Genomic DNA, 23,624 nt, shown 5'->3' with positions numbered 1-23,624 from the left:
AATTCAGCCAATGGCCAGGCTGCATCAAGCCTGCATCATGTTCGCGTGAGCAGTTTGCGGCTCATGGAGGACATACCGCGTGGCCAACGAGGCGGTCCAGCGCGTCAAAAGTAGGGCCAACAAAAAGCCTGTAAGGCTCAGGCGCACTAAGGCCCGTATCAGCCAGCGCAGGTTGTAGCCCAGCGCACAGCTGAGTGCATGCAGCGCATCGCCCATGCTGCCCTTGAGCCAGCAGCGGTTCATGCGGTGATCGGCCTTGAGGTGCCCGATCGCGGGCTCCACGGCCTGGCGGCGCTTGAGCAATTTGCGCTCATGCTTGCTCATGGTTTTGGAGCGCCCCCGATGAATGATGTCAACCCCCGGGTTGGCCGCGTCCACCTCTTTACCACGGTAACCCAAATCAACAACGACCTGCCTGGGTTTGACGCCGATGTCTTCGAGCAAGATGGTGCTCTGCTCGATCTGTTCGGCCAGCGTGTGACCGTCCCATGGATTGCCGGGAAAGCTCCTGGCTCCTACGATCAGCCCTTGCTTGTGAGTGATGGCAACGCTCACCTTGACGCCGAACTCGTAGGGCTTGCGGGCTTTCCCTTTGCCGATGTACTCCACCTCTGGTGCGTGCAGCGCGTAGAGTTTGTTTTTGTCATGGCGCTGTTGGTTGCGAACGCGCTCGGCCCGTTCCAGCCAGGTGTTCAGTGAATTCAGTGCCAGGGCGTTGTCGGCCGTGCTCGCCATCTTGCGTCTGGCTTCGCGCACGAGGATGCCAAGAATGGTGCGCGGTCGTTTGACCACGCGTTTGAGGCGCTTGAACTGTTTGGCATGGGCGTAACCGCCCGCCTGGCGTTGCAAGGTCTTGCCTTCAGCGGCAAAAGTCTGTTTGAGCACGATGCCGCAACGTTTGGCCGCCACCACCACCTTGCGCCGGGCAATCTCCAGCAAGCGGCTGTCCACCGGGTGGGCGATGGCCTTCTCCTGCACCGTGGTGTCGACAATGACCCGCTCAAACTCGCTCTTGCGCACCGCGCCTATGTCCAGCGCAGTCTGCAGGGTGGCCTGGAGCAGCTCTTCCAGCCCCGTCTCCCCCAGCGCGCTCCTAAAACGCCCCATCTGCGTGGTGTCGCACGGCACTGTGGGATCAAAGTATTCGTAGCCCGCGAAGTACTGGTAGTACACGTTCTCGGCAAAGCGCTGCACGAGCTCTTCGTCGCTGAGGTCAAAGCTGTTCTTGAGCAGCGTCAGCGCAATCATCAAGCGCAAGGGCAGCCGAGAGCGCCCGGCGTTGCTCACGCCGCCACCGGCCCATTGCGCAGTGGCCCCGAACAAGTCCTCGTCCATCTGCAACTGCTCTGGGCGGGCCTTGCGCGCAGAGCATGGCGCAATGCCCTGCTCGATTTGCCGCCAAGGCAGGCGAAGCGCCAAGACGGCCAGTGCATACTTGGGAACAATCATCGCATCCAAACGAGCACGGAAGAAATCATCGGTCATGATGGTTCACAAATGTGTTGAAAACTCACAGTTTCTGAGCCTCTATTATTTAAGACCCGAGGGATTCGCGACACCGAAGTTACCCGCAGCGCCTTTGTTTATGCAGGCTTCAGAGGTTTTGCAGGGGCGACCAAATAAGCATCCGAACCTATATTAATACGCAGCGTAAATACATCATCAGCAGCGTAGCGATGAACCAAAAATTACGCCTACTCTGCCCGTCCAAATATAAGTGTCGCTGCATTCCGAATTGCATTTTTAATATTGGATACTATTTTTTTCTTTAGTGAAAAAGTGGGCAATGACACGGTGGCATTGGAGATGATACGGTAACGTTCCAAATACTGACGTTTCAACACCGTCAAGTCGTAATGCGCCAGAGCGATCTCGCGGCTACGTTTACCCAATAAGATAAGAGTTTCCCGGTCAGTATTACGCAGAGCCTGGGTCAGCGCGCCGGGTTTTGTCATGTCAATAAAAATACCCTCTTTTACGATGGCACGTTGGTTGACGTGGTTGGTGCAAATTACCGGCAGCCCCATGGCCATTGCTTCCACAAAAACAATTCCAAAGGTTTCAAAAACAGATCCTAAGGTAAATATATTGGCTGCAGCGTAAGCCTTGGGTAAATCGCTGTGGCAAAGTTTGGTAAAAATTATCCGATCACCCATCAAACGTTGTCCAAGCGCTTTAATATTAGGGGTGTCTTGGTTTTCTTGACCCACCACCAGCAGGTAAGCATCCTTAACGGCTGCAATTTCCTTAATGATGTGATCCGTCCTCTTGTGGGTATAAGAAATTGTCCCGACAGTAATGACTACAAACGCCTCTTGGGGGATGCCGTGCTGTGCCCGAAAGTCAGACTCGATCCCAGGGTGGAACCGGGTCAAGTCCACGCCGTGCGGAATCATGAATGCCTTGCCTTTAGCGCTGAACTGCAAATTGCGATCTGTGTGTTCTTGAACGAAATCACAGCGCGGCAAATCTCTGGCTGGAATGGCACCACCGTTTGAAAACAGAATTTTTGGCGTTGACCTGAACAAATGCCGATGATCGTAAATAACGTCACACACATCTCGCTCCAGGCAATGAATAACATCAAACTCCCCCTCAAGCAAAGGTTTGAGTGCTGCGTAGGCAAAGGTTACGCCTTCGATGCGGATACGTTCGCTTTCCTTTGCGGAGGCCTGCCACTTGGGTGATGCTGAAACATGAATATGGTCGAGGAAAGGAGCGTTACGCGGAAGGTTGTCAACTACCTGTTCTTGCGGTGCCGAAATGCCACCACCTTTGAATAAGGTAATGTCTACCGCATCACGAAGCAGGGAAAAAAGGTCACGGGCGAATACCTCATGCCCACGATAAACGTTGCCTAGTCCGGAACATAGCAATGCAATCTTCATTTCTTTTGTTTTTGACTTAAACGCACGGCGGTTTTGAGAAGAACTTTCCACCCATTGACATGGCGCCAATCAGCGCGTAAAGCTTGTAGTCCGGCCTGCTGGGCAAGGGCAAGGTTGCCAGCGTCAAGGTGAGCACCCGCGAAGTCACTCCAACTCTTTGCCATCGCGCTAGCTACATCGGCCTTTCTTGCATAGCTGCCGTCTGGGGCAACATATCCCCAGCGAGCAAGCGCACGATCAACGACCAAATTTCGGTAATTTTTTTCTGGCACAGACTTGGTGATGCTTGCTGAGTGCATGCGGTATAACGCATATGGCCGCGGTACGCGCAATATCTGCGTTACTCGTGATGCGCGAAGCCACAAGTCGTAGTCTTCGCCAATCCGTAGAGTTGGATCAAACTGGCCAACCTCTTTGAATACAGTCCGGTGCGCTAGTACGGTGGATGTCCACACCACGCAATCGAGCAGTAACTGAGAGTAAACCCAACCCGTTGCACCTGACCAACGATCGGTTTCGTCAGCATCGTTTAGCAGAGCGGCAAGGCATTCGGGCGATGGCGTGGGCTCGAGGCCACTCCAAACTTGCCAGGCGGTGTAGGTCATGCGCGCAGCGGGCGTAGCCTTGAGTGTCGCCCACTGCGCATGCAATTTGCCAGGCAGCCAGATGTCATCCGCATCTAAAAACGCAATCCAGTCACCTTTTGCATGAGAGATGCCGTTGTTTCGTGCCACGGCAACGCCTTGGTTAGCTTGTCTCAACAGGACTACTTCTGGAAATTTATCGCGAACCAATTTTGATGAATTGTCAGACGAGCCATCATCCACAACCACAATTTCTAGCTGAGGCCATTCTTGGGCCAGTACCGACCTGATCGCTGCTTCAATATATTTATCAGCATTGAAGCAGGGGATTACTACTGAAATTTTTTCCGCAGCCAACATTGCTCTATTTAACCAGTCAAGGTTGTTTCTTTATTTCCACAGGGGGCAGAGGCTCTATCCATTTCCCGCTGCTACCAAGCGATCTTTGAGAACGGTCCGTGTAAAGCCCAACTCAGCGGCACGATATGCTTGTTCGAATGCCTGTTCGTAATTTTTCTTTTCGAAAAACAGAAGGACGACATTGAAGTAGGTGAAAGGGTCATCCCCGGCTAGGCTGATGGCCATCCAACTGTCGCGTAGCTTCTTCCGTACGAGCTTTCTTGATCAGGTAACGAACGAACAGCATTCTTACAATTGGGGCATCCAACTGAAAACGAATGACTCTGTCAGAGTAACAAGTCACTGAAAACTCTGCATGCGACGGCGAGTCATTCGTCTCTCGATTTGCAAGCCGTTGAATAGTAATTAGTGCTCGATAATGATTAGGAAATGCCCGCGGCGTGTAGCTTATGTCGCCGCCAAAGTAGTCCTCTTTGTTTCGACCAGGGATGAGATATTCTATTTTTGGAGTGAAGTGAAATTTCTCGAAAATTTGAATTGTTTCTTTGGAGGCCTTACGGTAGCCAAAAGGTCCGTAGCCGTTTTCTAGAGATCCACAACCTGGAACATCCTGTGCATGAACGAGGCCAATAGACAAAAACAGCATGAAACCGTAGAGAAAATGCACAATCTTCTAGAATTTTTTGACATAACAGTGAGTTGATGGATAGTGCATGATCTACCTATGTATAGTTAAGCTGAATTGAAAAGTGGTTTAGTGAAGCCTCGATTTAACGAAATGTGACTGATGTTACGAAGAGGATGCAACTTTCTGCATGAAGAGTAGCTTGACTGATCTTTTCTCATTGGCAGGTGCATAACATCCGTGATGTGTGATAAAAGCAACATAATTTGACGATTAAGCGCTTTTTAGTTGTTGAAATGCGACAGTTTAGTAGACGCTGGTAGATTGGCTGATGGATGAATTTTCCACAATCCAGTCGCAGAACAAGTGATTTTTACGGAAGCGGACTTGAATGCTACTCTCGATTTTGAAGCGATGCAGTACGCTTGTTCGTGAATTGGGCGTAGGGATTGCTTTTTTGTATTTGTTGGATCGCTTGCTACGTCGCATTCACCATAGATGTGGTTTTTATTACTACCTCTTTGTCGCCCAGCCTCTGGCCGACAAACCACGGCTTCCTCCTTCTCGTGGCAAGGCCTACTTGTTTCGGTTGCTTCACGCCCCTGATCCGATCTTGAATGCACTGGGCCGTCCTCCCGCAGTAATACGTGAACGCTTTTTTCAGGAGGCTCAATGCTTGGCTGCGGTCAAGAATGAAGTGCTTGTTGGCTGCATCTGGTTCGTTCGTAAGTGTTACGTTGAAGACGAAGTGCGGGTTGACTATTCTCTACAGGATGAGAGTTGCGTATGGGACTTTGATGTCTTCGTGGCGGAGTCGGAGCGCTTGGGCTTCCTCTTTGCCAAGCAATGGGATACTTTTGACGCGCTGCTCAAACCACAAGGAATACGCTATACGGTGAGCAGAATCAATGCGTTTAACCAGCGCTCCGTCGCATCGCACCGCAGGCTGGGTGCGCAAGACTGCGGGCGGGCGCTTTTTCTGAGACTGGGACCGTATCAATGGATGCTGTCGAACCAACGCCCATTCATCGCTTTTGGGGGACGTCCAAAACTGCAGATCGGCCCGAAAGGGGCGTCGGCATCTTGAGGCTTCAAGCTCTCTGGCGAAGGTCGCAGAGCCAGTTGAGCGTCAATTCTTCTGCTTTGGCGCGGGCGACCTCGCTGGAAAGTGTGTGGTCGGCCGCTTTCAGCTCATGGCGCAGCAAACGCGGATGCATCAATGCATTTCGCCAGGCTGCCTCGTTGCTGGCGTACTCCATAAATTCTTTGGCCGTGTAGTCGTCGGCACTCAGCAGCAGAAAGATATTTCCATTGAAGGCATTCCAGGCGGCCGCCATGCGATGTTGATAGGGCTGTTCTGACGGTATTGCATCAGAGCTTGGCGTACCTGTAATGGCGACGCGGATATTTCGAGCCAGACCGGCCAGCGCTGTCAAAGCCACCTTACCGTGAAGCAGCTTGGTCCAGAACTCTTTTTGTATCAAGCGCTGGCGGTAGTAGTGCTTGACCTGGGTGCGCGCCAGGCTGGCCTCGGAGCGCACCCAGGGGTTCAGCAGGCACAGACTGCTGACGCGCGGGTCATGGGTTTCGTCGCAATAGAGCAGTGCGGCTGATGCGCCGTCGCACAGGCCCCACAGGGCCACTTGCCTGACGGCGGGCACGCGCTGCTGCAGCGCGTCAATCGCGGTGGCAATGTCGGTGCTGACCGCCTCAAAATCGTGCTGCGCCCCGGTGCTGTCGCCCATGCCCCGGTAATCGAAGCGCAGCACCGGGTAACCGGCGCCGGCCAGTGCGCGTGACAGCAGGACGAATTGCCGGTGGCTGCCGACCCGGTATTGCGGGCCACCCACGATGACGACGACACCGGTCGGCGCCGGCCGTTCCGGTTTGGCCAGAATGCCCAGCAGCGTGTCGCCTTCGCAGGCGAAGAGGGCGGTCTCTTCGGTGTAGATCATGCGGACAATCCGGAGAGGGCTGCCGTGGTGGCCGGGATCAGTGCCGGGGCGTCTTCGATCTCGGTGGTTTGCCAGAAGGCGGGGCCACGCACGATGTGACTGCGGGCGATGTAGCCCGCTTGCTGCCAGTCGCCGAGGGTTTGGGCAGAAACCGGGCTCAGGCTGGCGTCTTCCCGGGTGGATAGTTCCAGCCATTCCACGCGTTGGGCCGGGGCAAGGTGGGCGGGCGGCCGCAAGGTGGCTTGTTCCAGCCCGGCGGCGAGCCCGGGCGACAGCCGGTAGCCGGCCACTTCGACGGACGCACCTGAGCTCAACTGCTGGCGCATATCGGCCATGATGCCTTTGCCCTGGCTGCCCAGCATGTCGCCGGCCGCCTTGAGGCGCAAAAACTGTCGCAGTAGCGGTTTGCCGGTGGCGGGCGGCTGCCAGAACAGAAAATTGCAGGGCTCGCCAAGCTGCCTGGCCGCCTCCACCGCCAGCAGGCAACCTGCGCGCAGGCCCCACAGCCACAGCGGCATTTGGCCGGAATCGGCGCCCGGGGCGTTGCCATACCGGCGTAGCCAGCGGCAGCCTTTCAGCACATCGTTGACCCAGTCCTGCCAACTGGCGTCGCCAAAATCGCCGGAGCTGTCGCCGCAGCCAAGCAGGTCAATCTGCAGCACCGCGTAACCGGCCTGCGCCAGCGCACGCGCCTGCAGGGCGGCCATGCGGCGCGCCTTGTTCATCTCTTCGGCAAAGGGGTGGATATAGAGCACCAAACCGCGCGCGGCGCCGCTGCCTGGGCTGACCTTAGCCGGGTAGAAAATGCAAAATCGCTGGTCGTTTGGCGTGGATGGCGCCGACCCGGCAGGCAGAAAAAAAGCCTCGGGCTGGTCCGGCATGGGATGTCGGGCGTTCAGGCAGCGAGCTTGCCGCTGACGAAGTCGGTCAGCGAGCCGACCGTGGCGAAGGTTGAACCGTCGATGTCGTCATCGTCAACCACCAAGCCCAACTGCTCTTCAAGGGTGGTGATGAGCGTCACGACCGCCATGGAATCGAGCTCTGGGATGGCGCCGAGCAGCGGTGTGTCGCGCGTGAAGGCGGCCGAGCGTCCGTTCAGACTGAGCACTTCGTCAAGAATGCGTAAGACTTCATGTGATATGTTCAATTAAAACTCCATGCGGGCTGACTTGAGCGCCTTTACCTGCTAGTTCAGCGATTTTAGGGTGCAAAGGCAGGCGCGGGTGGGCGGGCACTTGGTGATCGCTTGTTGTTGCTGAATTGATATGGCTTTGATTGCTTTTCTATGACCGAATCCACACTCCTGCACGAACTGATTGCCCGCGCGGCTGAGCGCACGCCACAGGCGACGGCGCTGACCAGCGGCAGCGCCGCGCTGAGTTACGCGGAACTGGCTGACCAGGTTAGCCGGTTCGCCGCGGGTTTGATGAGACTGGGCCTGGCACGAGGCGAGCGCGTTGCGATCTACCTTGAAAAGCGTTTCGAGACCGTCATCGCCAGTTTTGGCGCGCCTGCCGCCGGAGCCGTTTTTGTCCCGGTCAATCCCCTGCTCAAGCCGGAGCAGGTGGCGTTCATTTTGCGCGACTGCAATGTGCGCGTGCTCGTGACGTCCCCCGAGCGCCTGGCCTTGCTGCGGGAGGTGCTGGTCGATTGCCCCGATTTGCAGCACGTGGTGGTCACCGATGCGGCGGCGGGCGCGTCGCCGGTGGGCGCCTCTGCTGCCGACCGACTGGGGTTGACGGGGTGGTCCGATTTGCTGGGCAGCCCCGCACGGCCCGGGCACCGGGTGATTGACTCGGATATGGTCGCCATTCTTTACACTTCGGGTAGTACCGGCAAACCCAAGGGTGTGATGCTGTCGCACCGCAACATGGTGGCAGGTGCGAAAAGCGTGGCGTCCTATCTGGACAACCGGCCGCAGGACGTGCTGCTGGCGGCGCTGCCTTTGTCGTTCGATGCGGGCTTCAGCCAGCTCACCACGGCGTTTCATGCCGGTGCGCGCGTGGTGCTGCTCAACTACCTGCTGCCGCGCGACGTGCTCAAGGCAATGGAGCGCGAAAAAGTGACCGGCCTGACGGCCGTTCCGCCGCTGTACATCCAGCTGACCCAGCTCGAATGGCCGGCCGCCATCGCGCAGAATTTGCGCTATTTCGCCAATACCGGCGGACGCATGCCGCGCGAAACGCTGGGCCTGCTGCGCCAGCGTGTACCCCAGGCCCAGCCGTTTTTGATGTACGGGTTGACCGAGGCATTTCGCTCCACCTACCTGCCGCCCGACGAGGTGGACCGGCGCCCGGATTCGATCGGCAAGGCGATACCGAATGCCGAAATTTTGGTGCTGCGCGACGATGGCTCGCCCTGCGCCCCGGACGAGCCCGGTGAGCTGGTGCACCGCGGAGCGCTGGTGGGCATGGGTTACTGGAACGATTTGGAGAAGACGGCGGAGCGCTACAAATTGGTGCCGGCAGATGCGCCGGGGCGGCAGCCGGGCCTGCAGTTGCCTGAATACGCCGTTTTTTCGGGCGACACGGTACGCCAGGACGCCGAGGGGTTTTTGTATTTCATTGGCCGGCGCGACGAGATGATGAAAACCTCGGGCTACCGGGTCAGCCCCACCGAGGTAGAAGAAATTTTGTACGCCACGAAATTGGTGGGCGAGTGCGCGGCCTTTGGCGTGGAGCATCCCAGCCTTGGACACGCTATACATGTGATAGCTACATGCATAGACGGGGTAAGGGCTGTGGCTACAAATGACTTGATATCCGAATGCCGCGCCCGAATGCCCGTCTACATGGTGCCGGCGGGTATAGAGATTGTTGCCGGGCCGCTGCCGCGCAACCCGAACGGCAAGATAGACCGCAAGTTGCTGGCGGCTGACTGGGCCGAGCGCCATGGGCACTGAACATCATTCAAAGGCGAGTCAAGACCATGTCCCTCACTGAACGCCAACTGCCCGTCCATGCGCCCATGAACCAGTTCGCCGTGCGCGACGGCGAACTGGTGGTCGGCGGCGAGCGTTTGTCATTGCTCGCGGCGCGGGTAGGGCAAACCCCCTTTTATGCCTATGACCGGGCGCTGTTGCGCGACCGGGTTGCAACGTTGCGTCATGTGTTGCCCCCGGCGGTCAAGCTGCACTATGCGATGAAGGCCAACCCGATGCCGGCCGTGGTGGGGCTGATGGCCGGCCTGGTAGATGGCGTCGACGTCGCGTCGGCCGGCGAGCTGAAGGTGGCGCTGGATGCGGGCACTGACCCGCACGAGATCAGCTTTGCCGGGCCCGGCAAGCGCGATGCCGAACTGCGCCAGGCGGTGGCGTCGCGCGTGCTGATCAATCTGGAATCGTTTCGCGAAGTCCCCGTGCTTCAGGCCATCTGCAGCGAGCTGGGCCTGCCGGCGCGCGTGGCGGTGCGGGTCAACCCGGACTTCGAACTCAAGGGTTCGGGCATGAAAATGGGTGGCGGCCCCAAGCAGTTTGGCGTCGACGTCGAGCAGATTCCCGAATTGCTGGCCCGCATTGCCCGCGCGGGCCTGGCTTTTGAGGGCTTTCATCTCTTTGCCGGCTCGCAGAACCTGCGCGCAGAGTCGATCTGCGAGGCGCAGCAAAAGTCTTACGAGCTGGCGCTGCGGCTGGCGCAGCAGGCACCAAAGCCGGTGCGCTTTTTGAATCTGGGCGGCGGCTTTGGCATACCGTATTTCCCCGGTGAACAGCCACTGGACCTGACGCCCATCGGCGACAACCTGGCGCGGCTCGCGCAGCGCGCGCAGACAGAGTTGCCGGATGCCTCGTTGGTGATCGAGTTGGGCCGTTACCTGGTGGGCGAGGCGGGTGTTTACGTGACCCGTGTGGTGGATCGCAAGGTCTCGCGCGGTCAGGTCTATCTGGTGGTTGACGGCGGGCTGCATCACCATCTGGCGGCGTCGGGCAATTTTGGCCAGGTGGTGCGCAAGAACTACCCGGTCACGGTCGGCAACCGGGCTGATGCGCTGGAGCGCGAAACGGCTTCAGTGGTCGGGCCCTTGTGCACGCCGCTCGATCTGCTGGCCGACCGCATGACGCTGCCGCTGGCGCAGGTCGGGGATCTGGTGGTGGTGTTCCAGTCGGGCGCTTATGGCGCCAGTGCCAGTCCGCAGGGGTTTTTAGGGCATCCTGCCTGTCTTGAAGTGCTGGTCTAGGACCGCGCCGCTTTGCTAGTTGGCCACCCACCCAGCCCATTGCAAGGCGGAACGCTGAAGGCGCTGGTCAGTCTGCTCGTGGCCCTGATCAGCGGTGCAGCCGGGGTGGTACTGGCCTGGCATCACCCGTTGTGGCCCGGCGCGGCGCTGGCTATTTTTGCGCTGTGGTGTTTCGTGGTCGCCTGCCGCCCAGGAGTCTGGCTGCTGGTGGTGCCTGCCTGTCTGCCCTTTTTGAACTTCTCGCCCTGGACCGGATGGCTGGTTTTTGAGGAATTTGACATTCTGCTGCTGGGGACGCTGGCCGGCGGCTATGTCCGGCTGGCGTGGTCTTTCTACGCTGACGCCACCTCCGGGTTGAAAAGATTGCCGCCTGCGTTTTTAGGGATCACGGTTTTGCTGGCCGCCTCTGGCCTGCTGGCGTTGCTGCGCGGATTTGCCGACGCGGGCGGGTTTTCCTTCGACTGGTTCGCCGGCTATACCGATCCGTTGAACAGCTTGCGCGTCTTCAAGAGCCTCGGCTTTGCGCTGATGCTGATCCCCTTGCTGCAGCAGGAGCTTGCCCGCGCCAGGGTGTTGGCGGGCCAGCGCCTGGCCACCGGAATGGTGCTGGGATTGACTGTGGTTGCGCTGGCAGTGGTATGGGAGCGGGCGGCATTTCCCGGCTTGTTCGATTTTTCCGAGCATTACCGTACCGTTGCCCTGTTTTGGGAAATGCATGTGGGCGGCGCGGCGATCGATGCCTACCTGGCGTTGACGTCGCCCTTTGTGGTGTGGGCGCTGGTCGCCGCGCGTCGCCCCTTGCCTTGGGCGGGTGCTGCGGCGCTGGCCCTGGTCGTGGCGTACGCCTGTTCGACCACGTTTTCCCGTGGCGTTTATTTTGCGGTGGCAGGCTCGCTGGTGCTGCTCGGCTTGCTGCTGCGGGCGCAAAGGTCCGGGTTCGAACTGCGGGTGTTTTTGACCAGTGCGTGGCGACGGCACGGGCTTGGGAGCTGGCGCGGCAAGGCAGGTTTGCTGCTGGCGCTGGCGCTGGCGGCCGAGGTGCTGGCCGTCGGCGGCGGCTCCTTCATGTCACAGCGTCTGAGCAGCACTGACCGCGACCTGACGGGCCGGCTCGCGCATTGGCGCCATGGCCTCGGCCTGCTGGAGGGTCCCGCTCAATGGTGGCTGGGCAAGGGACTTGGGCGACTGCCCGCCAACTATGCGGCGCGCGTGCCCAACGGTGAATTCTCGGGCAGCGTCAAGCGGCACGAGGAGCTGGGGCCGGGTGAGCGTCCCCATGATTTTGTGACCGTGCGCGGCCCCGCGACCCGGCCGGAGTTGGGCGGGCTGTACGCGCTGACGCAGCGTGTCAGTGCGGCGTCCAGCGGCCCGCACTGGGTTGGGCTGGAGGTGAGAGTCACGCATGAAGCCGATCTCCATCTGGAATTGTGTGAACGGCATTTGCTGTATGACGGGCGTTGCCAGGCTGCCTACGTCAGGGTTTCCCCGGATGCAACCGAATGGCAAGCGCTAACACTCCCATTACAGGGCTCGACGTTGACGGCGAAAACGTGGAATGCATCACGCTTGCGCCTGTTTTCGCTGTCGGTCGGCAATGCCGGGGGGGCTGTGGATGTTGACAATGTCCACTTGATCGGATCACTGGGCAAGGAGTTGCTTGAAAACGGCAGCTTCACCCAAGGGATGGCGCACTGGTTTCCTGCGGCCCAGGCTTATTTCCTGCCTTGGCATCTGGACAATCTTTTTCTTGAGGTGCTGGTTGAGCGGGGGTTGGCGGGTTTGCTGATTTTGGCGGCGCTGCTGGTCTATGCGGTTGGGCGCCTGACAACGGGCCGGGGGCGCTTGTTGCCGCTATCGCCCTACCTGGCCGCTTCGTTGTGCGGGGCGCTGTTGCTGGGCGCGGTGAGCAGCTTGATGGATGTGCCGCGCGTGGCTTTTCTTTTCTTTTTGATGGCGATCTATGCCATCCAGACAACGCAAGACGTCGAATGATCCCGGATATCTTGGTCGTGCTTGTAATGGTGGGTAACATGGGCGTTTTGGCCACCTGTTACCGCGGTGCTGCGGCACGGCTCTGGGCGTAAGTCAGGATAAGGGCCGCGCCTGCGGCCTGGCTTGGCGATGGGGAGCTTCAGCATGATAAAAATTTTCAATTGTTATTTTCATAAACGCACGTTTTTCCACATCATTCTCGACCTGGGTCTGGTGTCGTTTACCGTCGTGGTTGCCATCCTGTACCAAGTGGCTGGCGTGGGTAACCAGCCGGTCGTGTCCATCCTGTGGACCACCGCCGTCTTGTTCGCGGTGGCGATATTGATGATCAATTCGAGCCTTGGACTGTATGACCGGGTGCACAGCCGCACGGTGAGCCAGACGAGCGCTCGCGGGGCGCTTGTGCTGTTCCTGGCGCTGCCCCTGTCTTACGCCATTTTTCATCTCTCCCCGGTGAAGCTGCAAAACGGCAAGGTGTTCATGCTGGTGCTGTTGGGCGGCTTGATCATCATGCTGATGCACCGTATCTATGCGACGCATATCGGACCGCGTGCACTGATACGCCAGCGGGTATTGATTTACGGCTCGGGCAAGGGCGCGAGGCTGGTCGGCCAGACCCTGAAAAAGTCGGACCCCAACGTCGATCTGGTGGGCTACTATGCCAGCCCCAACGAGGTTGTGACCGAAGTCTCGGGCTGGGCGGTTTTGCCGCGCGACAAATCATTGACCGATGTCGTGCAGCAGGCGCGGGTCGATGAGATTGTGGTGGCCCTGACCGAGCGCCGAGGTGGCAGCATGCCGATGCGCGAACTGCTCGACTGCAAGCTGCAGGGGGTGCGGGTGGTTGACACTGCCACCTACTTTGAAATGACACTGGGCCAGATCAGGCTCGATTCGGTATCTGCTGGATGGCTGATCTTTGGCGAAGGATTTGACCAGGGCGTGATGCGCACCATCACCAAACGCCTCTTTGACATCGTGTGTGCCTCTGTATTGACGATGGTCGCCGCCCCCATCTTGCTGGTGGCCGCGGTTTTGATCAAACTCGAGAGCGCTGGCCCGATCTTGTACCGGCAGGAGCGCGTGGGGCTGAACGGGCGGCTTTTTAGCGTGGTGAAACTTCGCAGCATGCGCACCGACGCCGAGAAAGACGGGCAGCCGGTATGGGCCTCTGCGACCGACAGCCGGGTCACACGGGTGGGTCGGTGGTTGCGCAGGGTTCGCATCGACGAGTTGCCGCAGCTCTTTAATGTTCTCAGGGGCGACATGAGTCTGGTTGGCCCCCGCCCGGAGCGGCCGTTTTTTGTGGACAAGCTGACGCAGGAAATACCGTATTTTGCGGTACGCCAGAGCGTCAAGCCTGGTGTGACGGGGTGGGCGCAGGTGCGCTACCACTACGGGGCTTCCGTTGAGGACGCGGTCGAAAAATTGCAGTACGACCTCTACTACGTTAAAAACCACTCCCTGTTTCTTGATCTCGTGGTGCTGTTTGAAACGGTGGGCGTGGTTCTGATGGGCAAGGGCGCGCAGTAGCACCATGGACAGCGGCAACCTCGTCCTGACCGCATGGGGCTATGGCCTGGTCGGTCTCGCTTACACGGGCTTTGCCCTGTGGCTGCTTCAGACCGGCTATTTGCGTTCGCTGCGCGACTGGTCCAAAACGACGGTCCTGGCGGCGATCACGTCGAGCGCGTTGTGGGGCTGGTTGGGGCTGGCGTTCTTGTGGACGGGCATGCCGGCCTTGTTGTCTTTCAGCATCCTGGCGGACATTGCCAGGTACGGCTGCTGGTATGCATTTTTGTTGATCTTGCTGGGGGCAAACGGCGCCAGTGGCGTCGGCGCGATTAGCAAACCAGCCGGCATGCGCTGGATGACGCCCGCTGCCGTGGCGGTGGTGTGCTTTGGGCTGCTGGCGCTGCTGCTCAGTACCTTGCAGGTCGGCGTTTTTGGCCAGACCTCACGCTGGATCCTGTTTGGCGAGATGGTCTCGCCGGTGTTTGCGCTGGTCTTGCTCGAGCAGGTGTTCCGCAATGTGACGGAAGACTCGCGCTGGAACATCAAACCCTTGTGCCTGGGCTTGTTCAGCGCGTTTTTGTTTGATTTGTATGTGTTCTCCGAAGCGGTTTTATTCAACCGCCTGGACACCGATGCCCTCAGTATTCGTGGCGCGGTGCATACCCTGGTTGTTCCGCTCCTAGTGCTGTCAATGTCACGGCGTCGTGACTGGATTTCCAAAATTCACATGTCGCCCAGAGCGGCTTTCCAGACCGCCACGCTGCTGATGGCCGGGCTGTATCTGACCTTCATTTCGGCGGTCGGTTACTACATCCGCTACTTCGGCGGCGATTGGGGGCGTGCGCTGCAGTTGGGCCTGATATTTTTTGCGCTGATGGTCCTGCTGATGTTGGGCTTGTCGGGCGCAATGCGTGCCAAGCTGCGGGTATTTTTGAGCAAACATTTTTTTCGCTATCGTTTTGACTACCGTGAGGAATGGCTGAAATTTACGCGCACCCTGTCGGCCCAGAATTCGCCGCAGGAGATGGGCCAGCAGGTGATTCGGGGCCTGGCCAACATGCTGGAGAGTCCCGCTGGCGGTTTGTGGCTGAGAGCGCGTGGTGGTAGCGGGTTCCAGCAGACCGCGCGCTGGAACCTGGCACAGACCGTGGAAGTCGAGGGTGTCGACTCGCCGCTGTGCCAGTTCATGGCGACCAGCGGCTGGGTGATCAACCTGGAAGAGTACCGCTCTTATTCCCGTCGCTATGGGCAATTGAAGCTGCCGACCTGGCTGCAGGAGCTGGCGCATGCATGGCTGGTCGTGCCGCTGATGGCGGGCGAGCAGCTGATTGGTTTTGTGGTGCTGGCCAGCGCACGCACGCGCGTGGACGTGAATTGGGAGGTCAATGACCTGCTGAAAACGGCGGGTCGGCAGGCGGCCAGTTTCCTGGCGCAGATGCAGGCGACGGAAGCGCTACTGGAGGTGCGAAAATTTGACGCCTTCAATCGCATGTCGGCTTTTGTGGTGCACGATCTGAAAAATATCGTGACGCAGCTCTCGTTGATGATGAAGAATGCCAAACGATTGAGTCACAACCCCGAGTTCCAGCAGGACATGTTAACGACAGTCGAGAACTCACTGGACAAGATGCGGCAGATGATGATGCAGTTGCGCGAAGGAGCGACGCCGCCCGGGACTGCTGTCGGGGTGAATCTGGGCGCCATCATCGAGCGTATCGAGGCGGTTGCGGCGGGGCGGGGCAGAAAGCTCGAACTCCAGTTGGACGGCCAGGTTGTCACTCGCGGCCATGAAGAGCGACTCGAGCGCGTGATCGGCCATGTGGTGCAAAACGCTTTGGATGCCACGGACGCAAACGGTCGGGTCTGGCTGACGCTGGAGCGGGTCAGCGGTCAGGCGAAGGTGGTGGTGAAGGATACGGGCGCGGGCATGTCGCAGGATTTCGTCCGCGAGCGGTTGTTCAAGCCATTTCAGAGCACCAAGCAGGCCGGCATGGGGATAGGCGCGTATGAAAGTTTTCAGTACGTGCAGGAATTGGGAGGTCACATCGAGGTTGGCAGCGAACTGGGGCGCGGCACCACCATCACCATACTGTTGCCCCTGTTTGAAACCCGGAACGAATCGGACCTTCATTTGCTGGAAACTTCATGACCTTGGAAAAAACACGTTCGTTGCTGATTGTGGAGGACGACCTGTCACTGCAAAAGCAGATCAAATGGTCGCTGGATCGCTTTGAATCGGTGACTGCCCATGACCGGGAAAGCGCGCTGCAGCAACTGCGCAAAAGTGCGCCCGCGGTGCTGACGATGGACCTGGGCCTGCCGCCGGATGCAGATTCGGTCTCCGAGGGGTTCAGGCTGCTGGAGCAGGTCATGGCCTTTGACCCGGACATCAAGGTGATTGTCCTGACCGGGCAAAACGACCAGGCGAATGCCTTGCGTGCCGTGGCCATGGGTGCCTATGATTTTCTGGCCAAGCCGTTCGAGCCGGAGTTGCTCAACCTGACGGTGGAGCGGGCCTTCAAATTGTTTGAGTTGCAAAGCGAAAACCGGCGTCTGCAGGGCATGTACCAGCCCGACGCCCTGTCAGGCTTGATGACGCGCGACCCGGAGGTGCTGCGCATCTGCCGCACCATCGAAAAAGTGGCAAGCAGCAACGCCACCGTCATGCTGCTCGGTGAAAGCGGCACCGGCAAGGAATTGCTGGCGCGTGGACTGCACCAGTCGTCGCCCCGGCGCGCTGAAAAATTTGTGGCCATCAACTGCGCTGCCATACCGGAAAATCTGCTGGAAAGCGAGTTGTTCGGGTATGAGAAGGGCGCGTTTACCGGTGCAGCAAAAACAACGCTGGGCAAAATTGAAATGGCCCATGGCGGCACGCTGATGCTGGACGAGATTGGCGATCTGCCGTTTTCGTTGCAGGCCAAGCTGCTGCGGTTTTTGCAGGAAAGAACGATAGAACGCGTGGGTGGCCGGCAGGAAATACCGGTGGATGTGCGTATCGTTTGCGCCACCCACCAGGATTTGAATGCGCTCGCCAAGGAGAGCCGATTCCGCGAGGATTTGTATTACCGGCTGGCCGAGATCGTGGTCAAAATTCCGCCGCTGCGTGCCCGCGTGGGGGACGCGGCGCTGCTGGCGCATGCCTTCGTGCGACGCTTTGCGCAGGAGCAAAAGCGCTCCGCCATGACGCTTCGCGAAGATGCCGTCAGGGCGATTGAACAGTACTCATGGCCGGGCAATATCCGCGAACTTGAAAATTGCATCAGGCGTGCCGTGATCATGGCAGAAGGCAGCCAGATCTCCAGTGAAGATATCGGCCTGGCAGACTCCGTGGCCGATGAAATCGATACGTCACTGGATCTGCGCAATATTCGTGATAACGCAGACAAGCAGGCGATCATTGCAGCCTTGGGCCGCGTCAATGGCAATATGGCCAAGGCGGCTGACTTGCTGGGCGTGACCCGGCCGACGCTTTACGATTTGATGTACCGGCTGGGTTTGAAGTAGCTTGAAACCACAACCTGAAATTTCTGAATCCACTTTAAGGGCGTTAACAATGACTTCCGGAAAACCCTATAGATGCATGACAGTGCCGGCACTGCTGGTTGCGCTGCTGCTGGCTGGCTGCGGTCAGAAGCCTGAAGCGATGATCGTGTCTGCCAAAGAGTATTTGGCAAAGAACGATCGCAAGGCGGCGGTCATCCAGATCAAAAATGCGCTGCAGAGTGATCCGAACTTGCCGGAGGCGCGTTTTTTGCTGGGCAGCACGCTGCTCGAGAGTGGCGACCCTGTGGGTGCGGAAACCGAGTTGCGCAAGGCGCTGGACTTGAAATATCCGCCAACGGCGGTGATTCCGCCATTGGCACAGTCCATGCTCGCCCAGGGGCAGGCCAAGAAAATAACCGATGAGTTCTCCGGTACGGTACTGGGTGCGCCGCAGGCCAAGGCAAGCCTGCAGATGACGCTGGCCTCTGCCTATGCCATGCAGGACAAGCCTGACCTCGCACAAGCGGCTCTGGATGCCGCGCTGGCGGCCGCGCCCGGCTACGCGCCGGCGCTTGTCGCCGAGGCGGGGGAAAAGGCGCGCCGGGGAGATTTCGATGGGGCGCTGGCCATGGTGGACGACGTGCTTGCCAAATCGCCCAGGAGTTTCGAGGCCTGGAAGCTCAAGGGCGACATTTTGTTGTATGCCAAAAAGCAGGATGACGAGGCTGTGGCGGCTTACCGGAAATCCCTGGAAATCAAGCCGGATTTTCTGGCCGCCCATGCGGCCCTGGTCACGACCCTGCTGCAGCAGGGCAAGATGGCGGAAGCAGACAAGCAGGTCGAGTCGTTGAAAAAGCTGGCGCCGAATCAGCCACAGACCAAATACCTGGAGGCTCAACTGGCCTTTCAGAAAAAAGACTTCAAATCGGCGCGGGACTTGACGCAGCAGGTTTTGGCGGCCGCGCCCGCGAATATCCAGGTCTTGCAATTGGCAGGTGCCGTGGAGCTTCAACTGAATGCATTGCCTGCCGCGCAGGACTATTTGAGCCGCGCCCTGCAGGCTGCGCCTAACCTGGCTCTGGCTCGTCGCCTGCTGGTGGTGACCTATCTGCGCTCGGGGCAGCCAGCCAAGGCGATGACGACCTTGCTTCCCGCGTTGAAGCCGGACACCACCGATCCCGAGTTGCTTTCAGTGGCCGGCGAGGTCTATCTGCAAAATGGCGATCTGAAACAGGCGCAGAACTACTTCGAGAAGGCGGTGCAGCAGGCACCCAAGGATGGCAGGAAGCGGACCGCCGTGGCGCTGACCCACATGATGCAAGGCGCCACAGACACTGCATTTGCGGAATTGCAAAATATTGCCGTCTCCGACCCGGGCATCACGGCGGACCTGGCCCTGATCAGCGCACACCTGCGGCGCCAGGAGTATGACAAGGCGTTGAAGGCCATCGACGGTCTTGAGAAAAAGCAGCCCGACAAACCCCTGGCCGCATTCCTGCAGGGCAGAACGCTGCAGGCCATGCAAGACACCGCGGGGGCACGAAAAAGCTTCGAGCGGGCCTTGACGATAGACCCGGACTACTTTCCGGCAGTCGCCAGTCTGGCCGGTCTGGACGTTGCCGACAAAAAACCTGAGGACGCCAAAAAGCGGTTCGAGGCAGTTTTGCAGAAGAACCCCAAGAGTGGCCAGGCTTGGGTTGCGTTGGCCGAGCTGGCGGCAACGTCGGGCGCCAAACCGGATGAAGTCGCCAAGCTTTTGGGCAATGCGGTGACGGCCGACCCTACCCAGGCAACGCCACGTCTGCTGCTGATTGACTTCTATCTGCGCAATAAAGACGTCAAACAGGCTTCATCCGTGGCCCAAAACGCCGTTGCCGCATTGCCGGACAGCCCCGACGTTCTCGATGCCTTGGGCCGTACGCAGCAGGCATCGGGCGAATTCAACCAGGCCGTGACCACCTACAACAAACTGGCCGACATGCAGCCGCTGTCGCCGCAGCCGCTCATGCGCCTGGCGGGCGTGCACATGGCGGAGAAAAACAAGGATGCTGCGGCACAGAGCCTGCAAAAAGCGCTGGAGATCAAGCCGGATTTTCTTGAGGCGCAGCGTGCGCTGATCGTGCTTGATCTGGATGGGAAGAAGACGCAGGCTGCGCTGGACGTGGCGCGTACCGTGCAAAAGCAACGGCCTCGCGAAGCCGTTGGGTACGTGCTGGAAGGCGACATCGACGCTTCGCAGAAAAACTGGGATGGCGCTGCGGCGGCTTACCGTGCCGGGTTGAAGCAGGTGAATTCGCCCGAATTGGCCGTCAAGCTGCATTCTGTTTTGCTGGCCTCCGGCAAAGGCGCAGAAGCAGACAGGCTTTCATCCACCTGGCAGAAGGACAACCCCAAGGACGTGGCCTTCCTGTTTTACCTGGGTGACCGGGCCATTGCGCTCAAGGACTACGCCAGCGCCAGCCAGCACTTTGCGGCCGTCGTCAAATTGCAGCCGAACAATGCCGGCGCCTATAACAATCTGGCGTGGGTGAGCGCCAAGCTCAACAAGGACGATGCCATCGGCTACGCCGAGAAGGCCAACGTGCTGGCGCCCAATCAGCCGGCCTTCATGGACACCCTGGCCATGCTGCTGGCGGACAAGGGCAACTATGCAAAGGCGCTGGAGCTTCAAAACAAGGCGCTGGCCCTGCAGCCGGGAAATACCGCGTTCAAACTGAATCTGGCGAAAATCAATATCAAGGCGGGCAACAAGGATCTGGCCAGGAAGGAACTGGAGGAGTTGGGCAAGCTGGGCGATAGGTTTACGGCGCAGGCGGAAGTGGCAACGCTGCTGAAAGGCTTGTAGGAATGTCGATTATTTTTACAATTGTTGCTATTTTCGAAAGCGACCCAAAAAATAGCTATATAAATCAAGGGAGACGGGTGTGAGGCATGAAATATGCTATACGTTAACAAAGGTACAGGATTGTGGAATACGTTTTCGGTGACGCTTGGGCGGCCACTTGGTGTGGCAAGGAAATCTAAATGGCCATTGAAAAGACCAAATCGACAGATCAAGGCGAAGTAGAGACAGCAGCACAAGCGTTGTCACCGCAAGCCGTTGCCCGTCGCCACCTGTTGCTCAAGGGCTTGGGCAGGGGATCGGCGGTTCTGGCGGCGACGGTACCGATCCAGACCTTGGCGGGGCAGAGCCTCCTGACGTTTGACGGCAAGCATCAATGCAGCATCTCCGGCATGCAGTCCGGCGTGCATTCGGCAACGCCGACAAACACGCCCACCTGCGGTGGTTACAGCCCGGGGTGGTGGGGGCAAACGACTACGAATTCGAAGGGGCAACTGGTGCCAAGACGACCGTGGCCTATCAGCAATCCAAATGCACCATGCGTGAACACTTTCGGAGCATGCAAGTTGCGCAATCCTGACGGTAGTCAAGCAAGCCTCTTCGATGTGATGTCCCCACAAGTTGGGGGTAAGTTCTCGAATACCGACGAGTATCACTGGATATGTGCCTGGCTGAACGCGCTTTCGCATAGCTTCAACTTTCCTTACTCCGGCGATGACGTTTTGAAGTTTTACAATGCTGGCTCTGGATCCACGGTGTACCAAAATGCATTGACGTTCTTCAAAACATACATGGAGAACCACGCGCCGTAAATGGCGTGTAGACCGGGAACCCATTCATTGGTTGGCGAACAAGTAGTCCATTGTCTGTAGTCTGGTGTCTCAACGAGCTCGCATCACTTCACTGGAGATGCTGGGGTGATGAGTGGGTGGTGTTTGACGTTGGTTCCGGGCAGACCCATCAGATGGACACGCTCACAGCCGCAACGCTCCTGACCCTCGAGGCTTCTGCAGGCGACATTGATCAACTGGTATCGCGAATCGCCAATGAGTTGACGGTTCCCGATGATCGCGAATTGTCGAATGCGGTGCAGGGCGTCCTGGAGCGACTGGCTGCGACGGGTTTGATCGAGTCAACGTTGCAATGACCTTGTCGGACCTAAGCCCAGCCGAGGTGGGTCGTCGACTTGGCGGCGATGGGCTCGCCATTCGAACGGGCCCGCTCAATTTCAGAATCGTCTCCGGGATTCAGTCTGTGGCGGAAGGGTTGACTTCGCTTTATTCAGATTACCCCCTGGCTGACGATCATGAGTTTGTCGACTTCACGGTGACCCTGGCTCGCAGCAGCGGGTTGCGGCGTTGGTGGCGGCCGCAGGTGGAATTTACCTATGATGGCCAGTCTCCATTTGCTCCCCTGCCCGTTGATCATGCTTTTCCCCTGCTTGAATGGGCAATGAACTGGTGCATATCCACGCAAGCGCACCAGTATCTTTGTCTGCATGCCGCGGCGATCGAAAAAAATGGCTTTGCCGCCATCATGCCGGCGCCCCCAGGGTCTGGAAAAAGTACCCTTTGCGCAGGCCTCGTTAGCCGGGGCTGGCGGCTGCTATCGGATGAGCTGACCCTGATTTCGCTGACAGATGGTTTGATAGTGCCGCTGGGCCGCCCCATCAGCCTGAAGAACGAATCGTTGGACGTCATCAGGCAGTTTGTGCCGGGCGCCGTCCTGAACCGGGTCACGCATGACACTTCCAAGGGATCGGTCAGCCATATGAAGGTTCCCGTTTCCCATGTCAACCGGTTGAATGATCAGGCTCGGGCAGGCTGGGTCATATTTCCGAAGTATGTTCCTGGTGCGGGAGCTGAACTGACTGCACGCTCAAAAGCCAATAGCATGCTGGAGTTGGGGCGCAATGCGTTCAACTACACCGTGCTCGGACTGGCTGGCTTTGAAATGCTCGCTGACGTCGTCTCGGCAAGCGATTGCTACGACTTCACCTATAGCCGGCTTGACGATGCCGTGTCGGTGTTTGACAAGCTTGCAGAGGGAAGACGGGCATGAAGAGCCTGCTTGTGCAAGTTTGGGCGCGACCAGACGAGCAACCCGCATGGACTCTTTCAGAGTGGGAAACTGTTCTGGGCCAGGCGCGACAGGCCCGTTTGCTGGGCCGTCTCGCACGGCACTATGCGGATCATCACTGGCTGATGACAGTCCCAAAGCAGCCGCGGCTGTACCTTGAGGGCGCGCTGAGACTGATCGAGCGCCAGCACCATGAGGTGCAATGGGAGGCGCTCTGCATCCGCCGCGCGCTGATGGGCGTCGATACACCCGTCGTCATGCTGAAAGGTGCGGCGTACTTCGTTGCAGGGCTACCGCCCCGGCACGGTCGATTGTTTTCGGATATCGACATCATGGTCGAGAAGGAGCGTTTGCCAGAAGTGGAGGGTGCACTTTTTCGACACGGCTGGATCAGCGAAGAGCGCGATGCCTACAACCAGCGTTATTACCGCGAGTGGATGCATGAGATCCCGCCCATGACGCATGTGCAGCGCGGCACGGTGATCGATGTCCACCACACCATCACGCCGCCAACCTCGCGCTTCAAGGTTGACGGCGCCCGGTTGCTGGAGCGCGCGGTGGCGATTGACGGCTGGGAGGGCGTGTACGTCCTGGCACCCGTGGACATGGTGCTTCACAGTGCCGTCCATCTGTTCCAGGAAGGCGAATTCAGTCATGGTTTGCGCGATTTGCTCGACATCAACGATTTGCTGCTGCATTTCGGCACGGACCCGGGGTTCTGGGGCGCACTCTTTGCCAGAGCCCGGGATCTGGGGCTGGGCGAGCCGCTCTTTCATGCCTTGCACCATACCCAGCGCCTCTTTGGCACCCGTGCGCCGCAGGATTTAGAGCGGACGCTGCAGGACATCCGGCCGAACTGGATTGCCCGCCAGCTGATGTCTGCACTGCTCAACCGAGCTTTGCAGCCGCTGCACCCGAGCTGTGACGGGCCTGGAAGCGACTTTGCACGCTGGCTGTTGTATATCCGTTCCCACTATCTGCGGATGCCCTGGTATCTGATCGTTCCGCACCTGACCCGCAAGGCTTACATGCGCTACTTCCCGAAGGATGGCAAGACCGCGATGAATGCGGGTCAGGCCGTCCGTTGAGCACCGGGATTTGACCTGTCGCACGGTTTGTGTATAA

19 protein-coding genes are annotated in these 23,624 nt (G+C 58.7%); 12 read left to right on the top strand and 7 right to left on the bottom strand.

The annotated features are described in order from the left end of the window. Nucleotides 1-24: 24 nt before the first annotated feature. From B0E49_RS16130 to B0E49_RS20330, 4 genes are all read right to left on the bottom strand, one after another. On the bottom strand, nt 25-1,485 hold the full coding sequence (locus tag B0E49_RS16130; RefSeq protein WP_353647361.1) for an IS5 family transposase: 1,461 nt from the start codon (nt 1,483-1,485) through the stop codon (nt 25-27). A 209-nt stretch (nt 1,486-1,694) separates the two neighbouring features. Continuing rightward, nucleotides 1,695-2,888: a glycosyltransferase family 4 protein gene (locus B0E49_RS16125; RefSeq protein ID WP_077563312.1), complete on the bottom strand. Its 1,194-nt coding sequence runs from the start codon at nt 2,886-2,888 to the stop codon at nt 1,695-1,697. Next, entirely contained in the window at nt 2,885-3,832 is a 948-nt protein-coding gene (locus tag B0E49_RS16120) for a glycosyltransferase family 2 protein (RefSeq protein ID WP_077563310.1), read from the bottom strand. The genes B0E49_RS16125 and B0E49_RS16120 overlap by 4 nt, the downstream gene beginning before the upstream one ends. A 199-nt stretch (nt 3,833-4,031) precedes the next feature. Beyond that, the gene (locus B0E49_RS20330; RefSeq protein WP_144264598.1) at nt 4,032-4,499 is read right to left on the bottom strand and encodes a hypothetical protein; all 468 of its coding nucleotides are present in this window, start codon (nt 4,497-4,499) and stop codon (nt 4,032-4,034) included. A gap of 349 nt (nt 4,500-4,848) precedes the next feature. On the opposite strand from B0E49_RS20330, the gene B0E49_RS20325 reads away from it, so the two are divergent. After that, nucleotides 4,849-5,544: an N-acetyltransferase gene (locus B0E49_RS20325; protein WP_144264597.1), complete on the top strand. Its 696-nt coding sequence runs from the start codon at nt 4,849-4,851 to the stop codon at nt 5,542-5,544. A 4-nt stretch (nt 5,545-5,548) separates the two neighbouring features. Here B0E49_RS20325 and B0E49_RS16110 read toward each other — a convergent pair whose 3' ends face one another. From B0E49_RS16110 to B0E49_RS16100, 3 genes are read right to left on the bottom strand one after another with little or no spacing between them, the layout of a single operon-like run. Continuing rightward, nucleotides 5,549-6,412, bottom strand: coding sequence for a hydrolase 1, exosortase A system-associated (locus B0E49_RS16110; protein ID WP_077563308.1), 864 nt, complete (start codon nt 6,410-6,412; stop codon nt 5,549-5,551). After that, nucleotides 6,409-7,293: a hydrolase 2, exosortase A system-associated gene (locus B0E49_RS16105; RefSeq protein ID WP_077563306.1), complete on the bottom strand. Its 885-nt coding sequence runs from the start codon at nt 7,291-7,293 to the stop codon at nt 6,409-6,411. The genes B0E49_RS16110 and B0E49_RS16105 overlap by 4 nt, the downstream gene beginning before the upstream one ends. 14 nt (nt 7,294-7,307) lie before the next feature. Next, the gene (locus tag B0E49_RS16100; RefSeq protein ID WP_077563304.1) at nt 7,308-7,559 is read right to left on the bottom strand and encodes an acyl carrier protein; all 252 of its coding nucleotides are present in this window, start codon (nt 7,557-7,559) and stop codon (nt 7,308-7,310) included. A 138-nt stretch (nt 7,560-7,697) separates the two neighbouring features. On the opposite strand from B0E49_RS16100, the gene B0E49_RS16095 reads away from it, so the two are divergent. The 11 genes from B0E49_RS16095 (at nt 7,698) to B0E49_RS16045 (ending at nt 23,587) form a co-directional block, all read left to right on the top strand. Then, nucleotides 7,698-9,314, top strand: coding sequence for an acyl-CoA ligase (AMP-forming), exosortase A system-associated (locus B0E49_RS16095; RefSeq protein ID WP_077563302.1), 1,617 nt, complete (start codon nt 7,698-7,700; stop codon nt 9,312-9,314). Between the two features lie 26 nt (nt 9,315-9,340). Continuing rightward, entirely contained in the window at nt 9,341-10,585 is a 1,245-nt protein-coding gene (locus B0E49_RS16090; protein ID WP_077563300.1) for a pyridoxal-dependent decarboxylase, exosortase A system-associated, read from the top strand. A 78-nt stretch (nt 10,586-10,663) separates the two neighbouring features. Continuing rightward, on the top strand, nt 10,664-12,577 hold the full coding sequence (locus tag B0E49_RS16085) for a hypothetical protein (RefSeq protein ID WP_144264596.1): 1,914 nt from the start codon (nt 10,664-10,666) through the stop codon (nt 12,575-12,577). Between the two features lie 129 nt (nt 12,578-12,706). Further along, a complete protein-coding gene (locus tag B0E49_RS16080) occupies nt 12,707-14,110 on the top strand; it encodes a TIGR03013 family XrtA/PEP-CTERM system glycosyltransferase (protein ID WP_353647362.1) in 1,404 nt (467 codons plus the stop codon). 4 nt (nt 14,111-14,114) lie between these two features. Then, on the top strand, nt 14,115-16,241 hold the full coding sequence (gene prsK, locus B0E49_RS16075; protein WP_077563297.1) for an XrtA/PEP-CTERM system histidine kinase PrsK: 2,127 nt from the start codon (nt 14,115-14,117) through the stop codon (nt 16,239-16,241). After that, complete coding sequence (gene prsR, locus B0E49_RS16070) at nt 16,238-17,599, top strand: PEP-CTERM-box response regulator transcription factor (RefSeq protein ID WP_077563295.1); 1,362 nt, start codon at nt 16,238-16,240, stop codon at nt 17,597-17,599. The genes prsK and prsR overlap by 4 nt, the downstream gene beginning before the upstream one ends. Before the next feature lie 49 nt (nt 17,600-17,648). Next, entirely contained in the window at nt 17,649-20,423 is a 2,775-nt protein-coding gene (gene prsT / locus B0E49_RS16065; protein ID WP_077563294.1) for an XrtA/PEP-CTERM system TPR-repeat protein PrsT, read from the top strand. A 179-nt stretch (nt 20,424-20,602) separates the two neighbouring features. Continuing rightward, entirely contained in the window at nt 20,603-21,232 is a 630-nt protein-coding gene (locus B0E49_RS16060; RefSeq protein WP_077563293.1) for a hypothetical protein, read from the top strand. 50 nt (nt 21,233-21,282) lie between these two features. Next, nucleotides 21,283-21,567: an HPr-rel-A system PqqD family peptide chaperone gene (locus B0E49_RS16055; RefSeq protein WP_286138063.1), complete on the top strand. Its 285-nt coding sequence runs from the start codon at nt 21,283-21,285 to the stop codon at nt 21,565-21,567. Next, nucleotides 21,564-22,481 carry an HprK-related kinase A gene (locus B0E49_RS16050; protein ID WP_077563290.1) on the top strand — a complete coding sequence of 306 codons (918 nt, stop codon included), beginning with the start codon at nt 21,564-21,566 and terminating at the stop codon, nt 22,479-22,481. The genes B0E49_RS16055 and B0E49_RS16050 overlap by 4 nt, the downstream gene beginning before the upstream one ends. Then, nucleotides 22,478-23,587: a nucleotidyltransferase domain-containing protein gene (locus tag B0E49_RS16045; protein ID WP_077563288.1), complete on the top strand. Its 1,110-nt coding sequence runs from the start codon at nt 22,478-22,480 to the stop codon at nt 23,585-23,587. Before B0E49_RS16050 ends, B0E49_RS16045 begins: the two co-directional genes overlap by 4 nt. The last annotated feature ends 37 nt before the right edge of the window (nt 23,588-23,624 follow it).

Source organism: Polaromonas sp. C04, assembly GCF_002002705.1.
GTDB lineage: Bacteria > Pseudomonadota > Gammaproteobacteria > Burkholderiales > Burkholderiaceae_C > Rhodoferax_A.
The sequence above is the reverse complement of the archived record's forward strand: the minus strand, read 5'-3'. Positions and strand labels throughout refer to the sequence as shown.

What these genes read in the sequence shown, in the direction of transcription:
- B0E49_RS16130 (WP_353647361.1), bottom strand. Translation starts at nt 1,485, where the DNA reads ATGACCGATGATTTCTTCCGTGCTCGTTTGGATGCGATGATTGTTCCC.
- B0E49_RS16125 (WP_077563312.1), bottom strand. Translation starts at nt 2,888, where the DNA reads ATGAAGATTGCATTGCTATGTTCCGGACTAGGCAACGTTTATCGTGGG.
- B0E49_RS16120 (WP_077563310.1), bottom strand. Translation starts at nt 3,832, where the DNA reads ATGTTGGCTGCGGAAAAAATTTCAGTAGTAATCCCCTGCTTCAATGCT.
- B0E49_RS20325 (WP_144264597.1), top strand. Translation starts at nt 4,849, where the DNA reads ATGCTACTCTCGATTTTGAAGCGATGCAGTACGCTTGTTCGTGAATTG.
- B0E49_RS16110 (WP_077563308.1), bottom strand. Translation starts at nt 6,412, where the DNA reads ATGATCTACACCGAAGAGACCGCCCTCTTCGCCTGCGAAGGCGACACG.
- B0E49_RS16105 (WP_077563306.1), bottom strand. Translation starts at nt 7,293, where the DNA reads ATGCCGGACCAGCCCGAGGCTTTTTTTCTGCCTGCCGGGTCGGCGCCA.
- B0E49_RS16095 (WP_077563302.1), top strand. Translation starts at nt 7,698, where the DNA reads ATGACCGAATCCACACTCCTGCACGAACTGATTGCCCGCGCGGCTGAG.
- B0E49_RS16090 (WP_077563300.1), top strand. Translation starts at nt 9,341, where the DNA reads ATGTCCCTCACTGAACGCCAACTGCCCGTCCATGCGCCCATGAACCAG.
- B0E49_RS16080 (WP_353647362.1), top strand. Translation starts at nt 12,707, where the DNA reads ATGGGGAGCTTCAGCATGATAAAAATTTTCAATTGTTATTTTCATAAA.
- prsK (WP_077563297.1), top strand. Translation starts at nt 14,115, where the DNA reads ATGGACAGCGGCAACCTCGTCCTGACCGCATGGGGCTATGGCCTGGTC.
- prsR (WP_077563295.1), top strand. Translation starts at nt 16,238, where the DNA reads ATGACCTTGGAAAAAACACGTTCGTTGCTGATTGTGGAGGACGACCTG.
- prsT (WP_077563294.1), top strand. Translation starts at nt 17,649, where the DNA reads ATGACTTCCGGAAAACCCTATAGATGCATGACAGTGCCGGCACTGCTG.
- B0E49_RS16060 (WP_077563293.1), top strand. Translation starts at nt 20,603, where the DNA reads ATGGCCATTGAAAAGACCAAATCGACAGATCAAGGCGAAGTAGAGACA.
- B0E49_RS16050 (WP_077563290.1), top strand. Translation starts at nt 21,564, where the DNA reads ATGACCTTGTCGGACCTAAGCCCAGCCGAGGTGGGTCGTCGACTTGGC.
- B0E49_RS16045 (WP_077563288.1), top strand. Translation starts at nt 22,478, where the DNA reads ATGAAGAGCCTGCTTGTGCAAGTTTGGGCGCGACCAGACGAGCAACCC.